Here is a 15,413-nt window from a genome sequence, read left to right as displayed (position 1 = left end):
CACAATTTACCTTGAATAGGACTTAAAGAATTAAAAATGAATAATGTAAACAAACACCTACTAAATCGATAGATTTTTTAGATAATTTGTCGCGAGGTGATAAATTGAGGTTTATATGATTTAACAAAAAATTAAGAACTAATTCCTAATGTTTCCGCTTTCTTGGACTTTCTAAATACATACGTATACAACCACATTATAGTAAACGTTGGTACTACATCCAAACCAGGTATAATTTCTTCTAAAAAAGTTACTATACCTGCACCTTGACCTATTTTACCTTTATACATACGAGTCATGAGCCAACCGGCCAGTGGTGCCCAAACAATATCCGAAAATTCGCCTACAAACGGAATAGCAAACGAGAGCATGCCAATCCCATCAAAAAGCAAACTTAGAAGTAGTTTTTTATATTTATCTTCTTTCTCTTTTGACATGATGAAAAGTTGTTTATTCTCTCAATTAAAAGCAATAAGAGTGCCAAAATAACACAAAGAAACTTTTCACTTTAAACTGTAGAAGAGAAAGGAGCTAAGATAAATCTGAACTGATAAGTTTCAAGAATTCATTTCGGGTTTCAATTTTTTCAAACTGCCCTCTAAAACCTGATGTTGTTGTAACGGAATTCTGTTTTTGAACCCCACGCATCATCATACACATATGAGAAGCTTCAATAACCACGGCCACGCCTTTAGGTTTTAATGTGTTGTTTATACATTCTAAAATGTCATGGGTAAGACGCTCTTGTACTTGTAAACGGCGTGCGAACACATCAACCACACGCGGTATTTTACTCAAACCAACTATATGCCCATTTGGTATGTAAGCTACATGAGCCTTACCAAAAAATGGTAACATGTGGTGCTCACAAAGCGAATATAATTCTATGTCCTTAATAATGACCATATCATCATAATCTTCCTTAAACATAGCACCTTTTAATATTTCTACCGCATCTTGTTGATACCCTTGCGTAAGAAAAAGCATTGCTTTTGCCGCTCTTTCGGGAGTTTTTACTAATCCTTCACGAGTAACATCCTCTCCTATTCCATCTATTATTTTTGAAAATCGGTCTTTGACTTCCGTTGTGATTTCCAAATTGTACTCTTCTAAATTTCTATAGGGTGCCATAAAGCTATTTGTTTATTTAAAGTGTAAAAATAGTGAACAAAAGTACAGTTTTCTATACCAAAAGGCCAATTTACTCTTTTTGTAGCAAAAATGGACTCCTGAATCATCAGTCCGTACACATCAAATTTCATTACTTTTACGATCTCCTAAAGTTTAGGATTCGTTTTTCTGATGGATTTCATGCGGATTAAGAATTAACATATATGATCAAAGCTAGTAATATTAAAAAGTTTTATGGAGATTTAGAAGTCCTGAAAGGTGTTGATCTTCACATTAAAAAAGGTGAAGTTATCTCCATAGTAGGGGCTTCTGGAGCAGGAAAAACAACTTTGTTACAGATTTTAGGAACATTAGACGTTCAGTCTAATCCCAACGAAAGTGAACTTCTAATTAATGGTACGGAAGTGACCAAACTATCGGACAAAAACCTGGCAAAGTTTAGAAATGAACACATTGGTTTTATCTTTCAGTTTCACCAATTGCTTCCTGAATTTACTGCCTTGGAAAACGTGTGTATTCCTGCATTTATAAAAAATACACCTAAAGCGAAAGCTGAAATTAAGGCAAAACAATTATTGGACTTCTTAGGACTTTCCAAGAGATATAACCATAAACCCAGTGAGTTATCCGGTGGTGAGCAGCAAAGGGTTGCTGTGGCACGAGCTTTGGTAAACGAACCTTCCATAATTTTTGCCGATGAGCCAAGTGGAAATCTGGATTCAGAAAGTGCAGACAACCTTCATAAACTCTTTTTTGAGTTACGTGATGAGTTTGGACAAACTTTTGTAATCGTAACCCACAACGAACAATTGGCAGATATGGCCGATAGAAAACTCACCATGGTAGACGGCCTTATCGTCAATAAAGAAGTGGCTCTTGACACTCCTGAACTGTAACATTTTTATTAAAATTTTACCCCGAATGAACCGTACCGAACTAAAGCAATTTTTAGATGCCAAGGTATTGGAGTACGAACACCCCAAATTCTTGGAAACGGACCCTATTCAGATTCCGCATAAATTCTCTCGTAAAGAAGATATTGAAATTAGCGCATTTCTCACGGCCACTATTGCTTGGGGAAATCGTAAGAGCATCATTAACAATGCCAATAAGTTAATGAACCTTATGGGCAACTCTCCTTATGATTACGTTTTAGAGTTTACAGATGAGAATAATAAGGAGCTCTCGTCCTTCGTTCATCGTACTTTTAATGGTCAAGATTTGGGTTATTTTATAAAGAGCTTGCAAAATATTTATCAAAACCATGGTGGGTTAGAAGTTGTGTTTGCCAAACACGCAGATAAACAATCTATGCAGACAGCTATTTCTGAATTTAAGAAAACGTTTTTTGAACTGCCACATCCTTCCCGGACTCAAAAACATGTTAGTGACCCATTGAAAGGTTCTGCGGCAAAACGCATTAATATGTTTTTAAGGTGGATGGTACGCAGCAATGCCACTTCTGTTGATTTTGGAATTTGGAAAAGTATTTCCCCTAGTCTGCTATCCTGCCCACTGGATGTTCATTCTGGAAACGTGGGTAGAAAATTAAAACTACTTACCCGGAAACAGAATGATGCAAAAGCACTTGCCGAACTAGATAAAAACTTACGCAAACTTGATTCTGTGGACCCCGTCAAATATGACTTTGCCCTTTTTGGTTTGGGAGTTTTTGAAAAATTCTAAAATGTATAAAGCTGAACATCATCTACACTCTAACGAAATCAATTATTGATATCGTTTTTTAAATTCCATTGGAGTTAACCGAGTTTTCGATTTAAAAACACGTGAAAAATAAGCGTAATCCTCATACCCAAGTTGTTCTGAGACGCGAGCCAGTGAACTTTTTGAATGCACAATCAGCCGTTTAGCTTCCAAAAGAATACGTTCAGAAATAAGTTCTGTTGTAGTTTTTCCTAAAGTACTCTTGGTTACTCGGTTTAAATGCTTCGTAGTAATATTAAGTTTATCTGCATAAAAATGAGCCTGCTTTTCAGTTCTATAAAACTGTTCTATAATTCTTTCCAAATCAGAAAGAATCTTTAAATATGTAGAAGACACTACATTTTCTGGAGTATCAAAAGCAGTATACATTCTACTTAAATCTATGTAAGTTAGATTGATAAGACTGGATAATTTTTGTTTTCTATAAGTGGCTTTACCATGATACTCTTCATTAATTTCTCTGAAACGATTAGTCACCTTCTCCAACTCTAAGGAGGACAAAGTTAAGTTAGGCGGATTCTTATACGAATAATAAAAAGGGAATTGTTGCAGTTTCACATCAGCAATACTGAACTCAAAAAAAGACTGGGTGTGAAAGAAAATATAACCCTCTGGTTGAGAGTCAAACTTCCAACTATGAGTTTGCCCAGGTTTAAGAAAAAATATACTCCCATCGCCAATAGTGTATGAACTAAAATCTATTTCATGCGTCCCACTTCCCTTTAAAAATACAACACACAAGAAAAAATCATGTTTGTGTGGTTTATACACAATGGCCACGTTCTTCTTTAAATGTGCTGCCAAATCATTGCTATAAAACTCAACCGAAGTTTTTTCTTCATCAAATTGTTCTATTTGTAGTACCGGTACAATCTTCATGAGAGCTAATTATGTCCTAAAAGTACAAAAAACTGCGATAAACATATAAGACATAATAGTTTCAAAGGACATATATTTGTTGAATAATCTAACAAATACTTGTTCCCTCTGAATTTCTATAGGTTTAAAAAGTACAATTAGATATTAATTCTTTTTAACTTGTATAACATCTTTTATAAATAAACTAAATAGTGAGGTATGGAATTTTTAAAAGGCACAAAAATTTATAGCATTTTCACTGGGGCCTGTCCCGTTTGCCAAAATGAAAGCATGTACTTGGAAAGTAACCCGTACAAACTGTCAAGTACTTTAAAAATGGAAGAACGCTGTGGACACTGCCATACAAAGTACAAAATAGAGCCTTCTTTCTTTTATGGGGCTATGTACGTGAGTTACCCAGTAGGTCTTGCTTTTGCAAGTGTTGCCTTATTTTTTTGTTTTTTTATTTTAGATATAAGTCTCCTAACCACTTTTTTTATAATAGTGGCAGAAATGATATTGGTCTTACCTATTGTCCTTCGTTTATCAAGAAATATTTGGATTAATTTCTTCTTGCATTATGGCCAGCATCTAAAACACAAGCAAAAGGTGTAAGACTTAAACTTAGAGACTAAGACGCAATTAAAGTTTCTAAAATTGCTCTGATTTTTTTAGCATTCCAATCTGTAGAACCGGTCTCTTTTACAACTATCTTACCTGTTTTGTCAATTACAAAGTTAGTAGGTATATTTCTGTCATAAAGCGCTTCTGGCGCCTGCATTCTGGGAATATAAACGGGTAATATAAATTTCTTTTTCTCCAAAAAACGTTTTACAACTTCAGGTTCTTCATTTGTTAGAAGGAGAAAGTTTACAGAATCTCCATAATCATCATATAATTTTTGAATACTGGGCATTTCGGCAATGCACGGAGGGCACCAAGTTGCCCAATACCCAATAAATGTGACTCTACCTCTTCCGATTTCCAGAGAAATGTTTTCACCATTCAAGGTTTCAACTCTATAGTTAAAAGACTCTATAACCGTTTGATTTTCTTCGCTTATTTTAGAAGGAGAAAAAAATTGCATTTTCACGCTATTAAGCGCCACCTGTATTGGTTTACGTGTCTGGGGAATGACTAGTAACAGTATAAAGACCAACAAAACACCATCACTAATACTAAGCTTTCTTTTTTTCATTCCCATAAATATAACTACAAATTAAAAAGCGATAGTTTAAAGTAGAAGAATCTATTAACTAACTTTTTTCGCTCATTTTTTTGAACTGTCTATAGATCCATTGTTTTTCTTGTAAGGTAAACTCTTTGTTTTCAAACCAGTCGTGAGCCGCAATTTTTTCATTTTCGATTTGAGCGTTCCGTATGGCCTCAAGGGAAACCAAGTGCCAATGTACACCTTTCTGACGATTGACCGAATAACCGATACTCTCAGTAATATAGGATATTTTAGGACGATTAATCAGCTTTACGCCATTTCTTAATACCGCTAAAGTTTTAGTGAGTTTAACAACTTCCGAAAAAGAATATCGTACAAAATCGTTAAAACCTTCTTGTTTAGTGTTGTATAATTTGTCGCCTACTTTGAGTTCTTCCATGGGTCTAAAAAGCATCCAAAATTAAAGGCTTCAAACGGTTTTCAAAGAATTAGGATGTAAGAAATTATTAACAAATGGTATTCTTGGTGGATAGAAGATTGATTGCTAAGCATCCACAGAAAAAATAAAGGATGTTGATACAATGGCATCAACATCCTTAAAAAATACTTACTTAAAACTCTTGAATCTAGAACTTATAGGTAACCATTCCGTAAAAACTTCTAGGATCTGTTTGGTTGATGTAACGAGTACGATAAGCATTGTAACCAATTTCATCGAAAATATTATTCAACAATACACGAACACCCCAATTTTGGTTAATTTGATAGGCTACCTGTGCATTTACAAGCGTATATGCTTCAACATCAAAAGGCTCTTGAAGAGGAACAATTCCCTCATGCGTAACAGGACCTGCACTCCAGTTGTTTATAGGGCGCTCTCCCGTATAGTACGCTCCAGCTCCAACCGAAAGCCCTTTTAAATTGTTTTTGAAGGAGTAGTTTCCATAAACGTTAAAGGTGTGTTTAGGCGTGTTCAAAGGCGCTGAACCGTAAACGTAAGACGTGTGTTCCTTATACTGCGCATCAATATAGGAATAACCCGTAATGACCTCAAAATTATCAAGAATACGACCCGTAAGTTCTACTTCAACCCCTTGGCGTTGGTCGTTACCTCCTTTTTCGTAAAAACCTGTAGCCACCCAGTTTTCATCGTATACAGGAAGGTTCATGTCTTTGTTGTTAATTTTAAAATACGTAAGATTGAAGCGTAATCTACTATCTAACCAGTTGGTCTTTATTCCTGCTTCAAGTTGATCATAACGCTCATTACCCAGTTCTGTGCCGTCTGCGCTTAACCTTGTCCCATTTAATGGATAGGAACTATTGGTATAGGAAGCAAAAACATTCACGTTTTCTAAAGGAGAAATAATAATACCCCCAAGTGGGTTAAAGGCATCGCTATCGGTGATTTCCGCATCTGTGCTGGTTTCGGTAGTACTGTACCGGAACCCTAAGAAAGATTTCAACCAGGAATTGAAGGTAATTACATCTTGTGCCACAAAACCAATGGACCTAGATTCCGAACCTCCCGTTACATCCCCTGTTAATTCAATATTATCAGGTGTACTATTTGAGATTGTACCAAAAACATCTAGAGTATCTACAACGGCAGCGCTGTTGCTAAACGTACTAAATGTTGTTTTTCTATAATCCATTCCTACCTGAAAGGTATGACTGATGCCTCCTGTTTGTACTTCGTCCCCAATAAGATCAATTTGTAAAACGCTGTTCTTATCGCCTCTGGTAGATGTAGCGTACCCTCTTTCTCTCAGGTTGTAAACAGGGTTTCCATCTGCGTCATTAACAACACCGCCAATACTGGCATTCTTTACATCAAGGTCTAATTTAGAAGCGAAATACGCTGCATTTATACTTAGCTTATCATTAATCTTTTTCTTGAAACGCGCAGAATAGGTAGCATTCTGAGTAAGGTATTTATCCTCTTTATAGCCCAAAAACTGCTCATGCGGTAAATCATAAATGGAATTGGTGTCATCTGCACTAAGGTTAACGGTACCCGGATCTGGAGTTCTACTATCATCAAAATAATCCATTTCTAGGGTTAAGGTCGTACCTTCATCAATTCGCCATTCAAAAGAAGGGTTGATATAAAAACGTTGTGAGGATACACTAGCACGGTAACTATCTGCCCTTTCTAAAGCTCCGTTAATACGGAACGCCGTGTTTTTTTTATCGTTCAAAGGTCCGTAAACATCAAAAGTAGGCCTTGCTTGTCCAAAACTGCCTCCACGTAATGAAGCAGAACCTCCGTACTGATACTTAGGCGTCTTGGTTACAATATTAATAACCCCACCTGGACTACCTAAATCTGTGGCTACACCTTGAGTAATGGAAGCCGCACCCTTTAAAACTTGAATATTATCTACACCTTGCATATCGGTTAAAATACCTTGCCCTCTAAAATCTGAGTGTACACGCACGCCATTTTTAAGAATGGGAATTCCCCTAAATCCACGAGAAGACATACTTTCACTCCGGTTTCCATAAGTAGCAAAAGAATATACACCGGGAACATTCTTGGTAGCATCGGCAATTGTTAAGTTACCTTGGTTTTCAATTACTTTTTCAGAGATTACGGATATACTCTGTATCTGATCATAGGTCGCCAAAGGTAATCGCGTTAAAGCCTCTATTTTATCCGGATGTTCGTATCGCGAGCCGAATACTTCTACTTCATCCAATTCGGAATCCATACGGACAATAAAATTCAAGGTTACGTTACTATTAGTAATAGTTACTAGTTTTTTAAGCGGCTTAAAGCCCACTGCACTTACATAAAGTTCATATGTACCTGAAGTTACCCCTGAAATCTTATAAACGCCATTCTCATCTGCAGCGGCACCATTCTTACTTTTTACCACCGAAACATGGGCATAAGCAACGGGTTCCCCGTCACCGGCAGTTACTTTTCCTTGAATTGTATGTTGTTGTTCTTGAGCATAGCCAAAAACTAAGCTGAACATAAATAGTAAGAGTGTTGGTTTCATTAAATTTTATTTAGACTTGTTATAAATAATTTTGATGACACAAATGTAAGTCACCACCAATACTTGACCAAGTTATTTATACTCAATCTAAATAGAAGAAAAATAAGTGTTTGATTTACAAGTTTTAAGAACCTAAATTTTAACATTTAAACCATAAAAAAACCACGATCATTTGACCGTGGTTAATAATGTATATTTAATTTGTTTTAGTTGAAATCAAACTTTTTTAGTCCTTCATGACTCACTTTAATAGCCTCCAAAGGTTTCATTTTAAAGGTTTTGTCCTGTTCTACCATATAATACTTCATACCCGATAATTTCTTTTGTGCTAGAATACGGCCAAAATCAATACTACCAGTGCCTACCGGAGCAAACCAACCTTCTTCATTCATGTCTTTAACATGCCAAATCTTAAAACGTTTTGGATATTTTTTGAAGTATTCAACTGGATCGGCGCCCGCTTTTGTTACCCAAAACAAATCCATTTGGAAGTTAACCAACTTAGGGTTACAGTTTTCCAATAGGTAATCTATGACCACTACTCCATCTTCATCTTTCATAAATTCAAAATCATGATTATGATAAAGCAGTTTAAGTCCTTGTTTCTTGCATTTAGCGCCCAATTCGTCAAGAATGTTCGCTAAGTTTTCTGCACCTCCGGTCATTCCCATTTTCATACCTTCTTCTTCAAAAGTAAAAAGTCCCATTGGTGGAATAGGAATTACGAAATACTTAAAACCTGCGGTTTTTACATCCGCTATCATGGCATCTGCATTTTCTAGAGTTACCGATGCTTGATGACTACTAATTGGTTTTAGTCCCAATTCTTTTAGAGTGTTCTTGAACTCCACCGGGGTCATTCCATAGAACTTTCCATCGTCATAACCTGCCGCTTCAATATATTTATAGCCCGCATCCGCAACGGCTCTAAGCGTAGTTTCCGCATTAGACGCCATATCATCTCTCAGAGTATATAGTGCCAATCCACCATAATTATCTTGGGCATTTACAAACAAAGTAGCCCCCATAAGAAGACAAACAAGAAGTACATTAATTTTTTTCATTTTCAATTATTTGAATTTAGTGAAGAATGCTAAGATACTATATCCTATTAAAAATAATCCAAATGTGTATTTTAGACTTAAAATTGATACAGATGCAATGCCCTTGTAACCCTAAAAACACTTACAGTAGCTGCTGTCAAAAAGCTCATGAAAGCATTACCAATGCCAATACTTCGGAAGTTTTGATGCGCTCCCGCTACAGTGCTTTTGTTTTAGGGGATGTTAATTATCTGCAAAAAAGCCAACATAGCTCTACCCGACCAAATAAACGCGAAAAACGAGAAATAGAAGCTTGGGCCAAATCTGTTACCTGGATAAAATTAGAAATCCTACATTCCACCAAAGGAACCGAGAATGACACGGAAGGCTCTGTAGAATTCAAAGCTTATTATACGGAAAACGGGCAAATGGGAGTCATTCATGAAAACTCAAATTTTAAAAGAGAAAACGGACATTGGGTGTATGTGGATGGTGAGCATACGTCAATCTAATTAATTCTACCCGTCATTATATCTAATCTCAACTCCGAATAAATAATTTTGACTTAAGGTTAACTGAATTTATTTAATTCTTTACTTTAGCAAAAGACACTCCAAACCCTATGAAAAATATATTCTCTGCCATATTTTTTCTGGCATTCAGCATTTCTAATTTTGCTCAAGAAACTTCAACAACCTTCAATGACCAAGAGTTCTTGGAATACCTAGAAAATCTATTAGATGAAGAAGTTAAATCGAAAAACAAAAAAGAATTCCGACAAAAATCTTGGGCGTATTGGTCTGAGCATCAAATTGATTATAACCAATCTCCTGAAAAATATAAAAAAGCACTATCTCTTTATCACCTTAATCAAGAAAAGTTCAAAAAGAACAACACTATTGCTCTTGACCGATTCAAAAAATCAATAGAAAACTTTCAGCGTTTTGACAGTAGAAATACTTTTCCTAAAAACTCGGTTCTTTTTGTAGGCAGTTCAAGTATAGTGCATTGGGAAACAGCCAAGGCTTTTCCTGAGTTTCCTATTATTAACAGAGGTTTTGGCGGAGCAAGCATTCCTGAAATAATTTATTATTACGACGATGTTATAAAGAAACATGCACCGTCTGTTTTAGTTATCTATTCGGATATAGGCGTAGAGGCCGGAAAATCCCCAAGCGTTGCCGTAGCCGCTTATGATGAGTTGCTCACCAAGATAAAGAAAGACTTTCCTGAAACCGAAGTACTACTCCTTGCCATGAAGCCTACTTTAATTGATGATTTCTTAGGAAAGGAAGTTGCCAAAAACAAAATACGCACCAATGAACTTCTTTTTGAATATTGTGAAAATGAAGAACATATGCAATTTGTTGATATTTCTACAGCAATGCTACAACAAGATGGTACGGTCCGTTCTGACATTTTTCTAAACGATGGGCTTCACATGAACGCGTTAGGCTATACCCTTTGGAACCCGATACTGAAAAAGAAAATTGGTGAACTTATGAAACTGTAGTAAAGTCTTCAAAGTAAATTAATTGGAAAACTAACTATAAAACAAAACCCTGTAAACATAATGTTTACAGGGTTTTTATGCGGAGAAAGAGGGATTCGAACCCCCGGAGGTGTGACCCTCAACAGTTTTCAAGACTGCCGCATTCGACCACTCTGCCATTTCTCCCGAGCGCCTCATCAGGTATTCCCTGAATGCGGGTGCAAATATAGTAACCTTTTTCTAGTTGGTAAAATCTTTTTTAAATTTTTATTCCTCGTCACTTCATTTGGATGTCAATTTTCCTAAATTGCAGCTTATGCAGCAGCCTCTTGTTAGTATACTTATTCCTTTTAAAGACACAGAATCCTTTATAAATCAATGCCTTACCTCCATTGTGTCGCAAAGTTACGAGAATTGGCAAGTGCTTGCCGTAAATGATGGTAGTACGGATGGTAGCCGGAATTTGGTTCATGCTTTCGCAAAAAACGACTCTCGCATACAGCTGATTGATAATGAGGGAAATGGCATCATAGAAGCTCTACGAACGGCATACAAACATAGTAATGGTCAATTCATTACCCGAATGGATTCTGATGACATTATGACTCCCGAAAAACTGGAAATCATGGTAAAATCACTTTTAGAACATGGAAAGGGACATCTAGCAATTGGACAGGTACATTACTTTTCTCATCGTGGTATCAGCAATGGTTATGAACGCTATGAAAAATGGCTGAACGCACTCACCCAAACAGGAGATAACTATACCGAAATATACAAAGAATGTGTGATACCTTCTCCTTGTTGGATGGTTCACAGAGAAGATTTAGACCTCTGTGGTGCCTTTACCCCTAACCTATATCCGGAAGATTATGACCTGGCGTTTCGTTTCTATGAAAACGGACTCAAATGCATTGCGTGTTTCAAATTACTGCATATGTGGCGTGATTATGACACAAGAACTTCAAGAACGAGTGAGCATTATGCCCAAAACTATTTTCTAGATATTAAACTACGCTATTTTCTAAAGTTAGATTATATACCAAACCGACCTTTAGCCGTTTGGGGTGCCGGCGCAAAAGGAAAAGAAATCATAAAAAGTCTTCAGGAACAAAACATAGATTTTTATTGGGTCTGTGACAACCCAAAGAAGATAGGAAAACATATTTATGGTGAAGAAATGTTTCATTTTAGCAAACTAAAGTCATTGTCTAATGCTCAAAGTATTATTACCGTAGCAAATGCAGGCGCACAAGTACAAATTAAAAAGTTCTTCTCAAAACTCAATAAAAAACCCATGGAAGACTATTTCTTTTTTTGTTAAAAACTGAACACCAAGCATTATCCAATATTTTTTTACATCCTTTAAAATTACTTTTCTAGTTGAGTAGCAATAAAGCACGAAATGCCTATCTTTGGTAACTCAATTCAGGAAATGCAATTTAAATATCCAGAACTCTTTTGGGCCCTTTTTCTTCTCCTGATTCCTATTTTTATTCATTTATTCCAACTACGCCGTTTTAAGAAAACACCATTTACCAATGTTAAGTTTTTAAAGAAGGTAGTTTCAGAATCACGTCAGAGCAATACCTTAAAAAAGTGGTTGTTACTCTTCACCAGAATGCTATTGTTAGCAGCATTTATATTCGCTTTCGCACAACCTTTTTTTGCTAAAAAGTCAGCCTTGAAGGATAAGGAAACTGTCATTTACTTAGATGATTCTTTTAGTATGCAACTGAAAGAAGAGAGTAATACGCTCTTAGAAAATGCTGTTCAGGAGTTAATCAAAAAATTACATCCAGAAGATCGATTTTCACTATTTACCAATTCAAAAATATTCAAAAACACAAACTTACAAGACATTCAAGATGAGATTATTGCGTTGCAAAATAGCAACAATCAGTTAAAGATAAATGAAATCTATCTAAAAGGAAGAACCCTTTTTTCCTCTGATCCAACTACAGAGAAAAATTTGATTATTCTTTCTGATTTTCAACAACTTATGGGAGCTCCTCAAACAGATAGCGTTACTAGCATAAATTCGCACTGGGTGGCATTACGTTTTGATGACATTAAAAACGTGGCTATCGATTCTGCGTACATAGAATCCGAGACTTCAGAAAACCTAAATTTACTGGTAAATCTTTCCGGTTCCGGTAGTTTAGAAAACATCCCCGTTTCGCTATTTAACGGAGAAAAATTGGTGGCAAAAACATCTGCTTCATTCAATGATTCAAAAACAGCAACCGTAAATTTTTCAATTCCCAATAATGAAGCTTTTGACGGAAAAATTGAAATATCAGATTCTGGACTTACTTATGACAACCTGCTTTATTTTACGATAGACAAAAAGGAAAAAATAAAAGTACTTGCTGTAATTGATTCGCAAAATAATTTCCTAGATAGAATCTTTACCGATGATGAGTTTATTTATACAGCAACAGACTTAAAGAGTCTGAATTATATTTCTTTGGCATCGCAAAACCTCATTATACTGAATAATTTATATCAGATTCCCTCATCTCTAACAACCAGCTTAAAAGCATTTACGGATAACGGAGGACATTTAGCCGTTATACCCGCTGCGGACATCAATTTAAATTCTTATGATGTACTAACAGCAAGCTATAGTTCCTCTACCATTTTGCAAAAAGTACGTGGTGCGCGTGAGATAACAACTATATCTTTTTCGCATCCGCTGTATCAAAATGTATTTGAGAAAAATGTAACGAACTTTCAATATCCCAAAGCATCCGAATTTTATCAAATAACCACCACTGCCCCAAGCGCATTGACCTTTCAAGGGAACGAACCGTTTTTGGTGGGTAGTAAATCGTTCTTTTTATTCACTGCATCATTATCCACAGAAAATTCCAATTTCATCAACTCACCGTTAGTGGTCCCAACCTTTTACAATATGGCAGCAGGCAGCTTAAAGTTGCCTCCTCTATATTCCGTTTTGGGAGAATCTATATCTATTGATATTCCAACCTCATTGGCCCAAGATGATATTCTAAAATTGAAAAAAGGAGATTATGAGTTTATTCCGCAACAACAATCACTAAACAATAAAGTATCGCTTTCTTTTGATGAAGGCCTTCAAGAAGACGGTAGTTATGCAATACGGCAAAGCGGTAAAACCATAAAATATATAAGCTTTAATTATAATAGAAATGAAAGCAATCTTTCCTATATAAATGTGAACGAACAAAAAATAGCAACTACATCAACCACAATTTCATCTTTGTTCGAAACCATTGAAAAAGACAATAGTGTTACAGAGCTTTGGAAATGGTTTGTTATTTTAGCGTTGGTATTGCTGTTTATTGAAGCACTTATTCAAAAATATCTTAAATGAACATTCTTTTAAAATCGGTAAAAATAATTGATAAGAATAATGAATCGCTTCATTTAAAGACGCGAGATATTCATATCAAAAATGGTATTATCGTCAAGATTGCTGCCAAAATAGAGCCAGAAGGTAAAACTCAGGTTGTGAAGCACAAAAATTTACATGGGTCAATCGGTTGGTTTGATAGTAGTGTTTCTTTTGGTGAACCTGGTTATGAGGAGCGTGAGACTATTGAAAACGGACTCCAGGTAGCTGCACAAAGTGGATTTACAGATGTAATCCTTAACCCCACCATGCACCCTTGCCCAGACAGCAGTTCAGATATTGTATATCTTAAAAATGCCGCTGCAAATCAACTCACCAACTTATATCCGTTAGGTACCCTCACCATGAAAGCGGATGGTAATGATTTGGCCGAGTTATACGACATGAAAAATTCTGGAGCTGTAGGTTTTTATGATTACAAACTACCTATGACCAATGCTAACCTATTAAAAATAGCACTGCAATATGTTCAGAATTTTGACGGCTTGGTATATTCTTTTCCCATGGATACAAAAATAGCCGGAAAAGGAATCGTAAACGAAGGAGAGGTATCCACTAAACTAGGTTTAAAAGGAATTCCAACTTTAGCAGAAGACCTACAGGTAGCCAGAGACCTTTTTATTCTTGAATATACAGGAGGTAAATTACACATACCCACTATTTCAACAGCGACATCTGTAAAATTAATTTCCGATGCCAAGAAAAAAGGATTGAATGTAAGCTGCAGCGTAGCAGTTCACAATTTAATATATACTGATGCTGTTCTGGAACAGTTTGATTCTGCATACAAAGTATTGCCTCCATTACGCACAAAAGCAGATACCAAGGCGCTAATAAAAGGATTAAAAGATGGAACTATAGATTTCATTACAAGTGACCACACCCCTATGAACATAGAGGAAAAGCGAGTGGAATTTGATAACGCTTCCTTTGGAACCACTGGTCTTGAAACTATATTTGGCAGTCTTAATCAGCTTCTAGGTATAGAAACCACAATAGATTTACTATCTAAAGGACGAGAGCGATACGGGATAAAATCACCTATATTAAAAGAAGGAGAGCCTGCCTGTCTTACCCTTTTCAACCCCGACGAGACATACGTTTTTGATGAAAAACATATAGAATCTACGTCAAAAAACAGTATGTTTATTGGCGCCGAATTAATAGGGAAAGTGTACAGCACTATCAACAATGGACAATACATTACAAACGAATAAAATAAATCCACCATTTTATAAACCAACCACATGAACCATAATACAATTGAAGAAGGAAAAACAATGGCTATTATTAGCTATATAACTCTTCTAGGTACACTTGTCGCATACTTTATGAACAGAGGCAAGAATAATGAATTCACTACTTTTCACATAGGCCAAGCACTTAGAGCGTGGATTACAGGAATAGTCGTTGGCTTTATCGCGAAACTTTTAATTATGTTTACCGGTATAGGCATGTTAGGTTATCTGCAATATGTGGGGTTGATCCTAGCTATAATAGGGGCTCTAAATGCTATGAACGGTAAAGTGGAAAAGATTCCTTTGGTAGGTGATATCGGATAAACTAAACTTTAAAATATAAGATA

General features: G+C 36.0%; 16 protein-coding genes and 1 tRNA gene. 9 read left to right on the top strand and 8 right to left on the bottom strand.

Annotated features, from left to right (window positions below):
- Window positions 1-131: 131 nt before the first annotated feature.
- Entirely contained in the window at window positions 132-437 is a 306-nt protein-coding gene (locus tag IWC72_RS15790) for a hypothetical protein (protein ID WP_194527139.1), read from the bottom strand.
- A 94-nt stretch (window positions 438-531) separates the two neighbouring features.
- Window positions 532-1,131 carry a GTP cyclohydrolase I FolE gene (folE, locus tag IWC72_RS15785; RefSeq protein ID WP_194527138.1) on the bottom strand — a complete coding sequence of 200 codons (600 nt, stop codon included), beginning with the start codon at window positions 1,129-1,131 and terminating at the stop codon, window positions 532-534.
- A gap of 203 nt (window positions 1,132-1,334) precedes the next feature.
- On the opposite strand from folE, the gene IWC72_RS15780 reads away from it, so the two are divergent.
- Together IWC72_RS15780 and IWC72_RS15775 are read left to right on the top strand one after the other, a co-directional pair.
- On the top strand, window positions 1,335-2,027 hold the full coding sequence (locus IWC72_RS15780) for an ABC transporter ATP-binding protein (RefSeq protein WP_194527137.1): 693 nt from the start codon (window positions 1,335-1,337) through the stop codon (window positions 2,025-2,027).
- Between the two features lie 25 nt (window positions 2,028-2,052).
- Complete coding sequence (locus IWC72_RS15775) at window positions 2,053-2,817, top strand: TIGR02757 family protein (RefSeq protein ID WP_194527136.1); 765 nt, start codon at window positions 2,053-2,055, stop codon at window positions 2,815-2,817.
- Window positions 2,818-2,859: 42 nt separating this feature from the next.
- Here IWC72_RS15775 and IWC72_RS15770 read toward each other — a convergent pair whose 3' ends face one another.
- Window positions 2,860-3,735, bottom strand: coding sequence for an AraC family transcriptional regulator (locus IWC72_RS15770; protein ID WP_194527135.1), 876 nt, complete (start codon window positions 3,733-3,735; stop codon window positions 2,860-2,862).
- A 198-nt stretch (window positions 3,736-3,933) separates the two neighbouring features.
- Between IWC72_RS15770 and IWC72_RS15765 the strand changes: the two genes are divergently transcribed.
- Window positions 3,934-4,329, top strand: a complete 396-nt coding sequence (locus tag IWC72_RS15765) for a DUF983 domain-containing protein (protein ID WP_194527134.1) — start codon at window positions 3,934-3,936, stop codon at window positions 4,327-4,329.
- Window positions 4,330-4,345: 16 nt separating this feature from the next.
- Here IWC72_RS15765 and IWC72_RS15760 read toward each other — a convergent pair whose 3' ends face one another.
- The 4 genes from IWC72_RS15760 to IWC72_RS15745 form a co-directional block, all read right to left on the bottom strand.
- Window positions 4,346-4,912, bottom strand: a complete 567-nt coding sequence (locus tag IWC72_RS15760) for a TlpA family protein disulfide reductase (protein ID WP_194527133.1) — start codon at window positions 4,910-4,912, stop codon at window positions 4,346-4,348.
- A 58-nt stretch (window positions 4,913-4,970) separates the two neighbouring features.
- Window positions 4,971-5,327 carry a pyruvate kinase gene (locus tag IWC72_RS15755; RefSeq protein ID WP_194527132.1) on the bottom strand — a complete coding sequence of 119 codons (357 nt, stop codon included), beginning with the start codon at window positions 5,325-5,327 and terminating at the stop codon, window positions 4,971-4,973.
- Between the two features lie 187 nt (window positions 5,328-5,514).
- Window positions 5,515-7,896: a TonB-dependent receptor gene (locus IWC72_RS15750; RefSeq protein WP_194530417.1), complete on the bottom strand. Its 2,382-nt coding sequence runs from the start codon at window positions 7,894-7,896 to the stop codon at window positions 5,515-5,517.
- 206 nt (window positions 7,897-8,102) lie between these two features.
- Window positions 8,103-8,960: a sugar phosphate isomerase/epimerase family protein gene (locus tag IWC72_RS15745; protein WP_194527130.1), complete on the bottom strand. Its 858-nt coding sequence runs from the start codon at window positions 8,958-8,960 to the stop codon at window positions 8,103-8,105.
- A 62-nt stretch (window positions 8,961-9,022) separates the two neighbouring features.
- On the opposite strand from IWC72_RS15745, the gene IWC72_RS15740 reads away from it, so the two are divergent.
- Both IWC72_RS15740 and IWC72_RS15735 read left to right on the top strand, forming a co-directional pair.
- Entirely contained in the window at window positions 9,023-9,451 is a 429-nt protein-coding gene (locus IWC72_RS15740) for a YchJ family protein (RefSeq protein ID WP_226979596.1), read from the top strand.
- Between the two features lie 110 nt (window positions 9,452-9,561).
- Window positions 9,562-10,452, top strand: a complete 891-nt coding sequence (locus tag IWC72_RS15735) for a GDSL-type esterase/lipase family protein (RefSeq protein ID WP_194530416.1) — start codon at window positions 9,562-9,564, stop codon at window positions 10,450-10,452.
- Window positions 10,453-10,532: 80 nt separating this feature from the next.
- On the opposite strand, the gene IWC72_RS15730 is transcribed toward IWC72_RS15735, so the two are convergent.
- Window positions 10,533-10,617: transfer RNA gene (locus tag IWC72_RS15730), tRNA-Ser, on the bottom strand.
- 130 nt (window positions 10,618-10,747) lie between these two features.
- On the opposite strand from IWC72_RS15730, the gene IWC72_RS15725 reads away from it, so the two are divergent.
- The 4 genes from IWC72_RS15725 (at window position 10,748) to IWC72_RS15710 (ending at window position 15,390) form a co-directional block, all read left to right on the top strand.
- A complete protein-coding gene (locus tag IWC72_RS15725) occupies window positions 10,748-11,755 on the top strand; it encodes a glycosyltransferase family 2 protein (RefSeq protein WP_194530415.1) in 1,008 nt (335 codons plus the stop codon).
- An 81-nt stretch (window positions 11,756-11,836) separates the two neighbouring features.
- Window positions 11,837-13,789 carry a BatA domain-containing protein gene (locus IWC72_RS15720; protein ID WP_226979595.1) on the top strand — a complete coding sequence of 651 codons (1,953 nt, stop codon included), beginning with the start codon at window positions 11,837-11,839 and terminating at the stop codon, window positions 13,787-13,789.
- Window positions 13,786-15,045 (top strand): dihydroorotase, encoded by a 1,260-nt coding sequence (locus IWC72_RS15715; RefSeq protein ID WP_194530414.1) that lies wholly within the window; start codon window positions 13,786-13,788, stop codon window positions 15,043-15,045. The genes IWC72_RS15720 and IWC72_RS15715 overlap by 4 nt, the downstream gene beginning before the upstream one ends.
- A gap of 30 nt (window positions 15,046-15,075) precedes the next feature.
- A complete protein-coding gene (locus tag IWC72_RS15710; RefSeq protein WP_194530413.1) occupies window positions 15,076-15,390 on the top strand; it encodes a DUF4870 domain-containing protein in 315 nt (104 codons plus the stop codon).
- The last annotated feature ends 23 nt before the right edge of the window (window positions 15,391-15,413 follow it).

It is taken from the genome of Zobellia roscoffensis, from assembly GCF_015330165.1.
GTDB lineage: Bacteria > Bacteroidota > Bacteroidia > Flavobacteriales > Flavobacteriaceae > Zobellia > Zobellia roscoffensis.
Note: the sequence above shows the minus strand (reverse complement) of the source record. Positions and strands in the feature narration are given on the sequence as shown.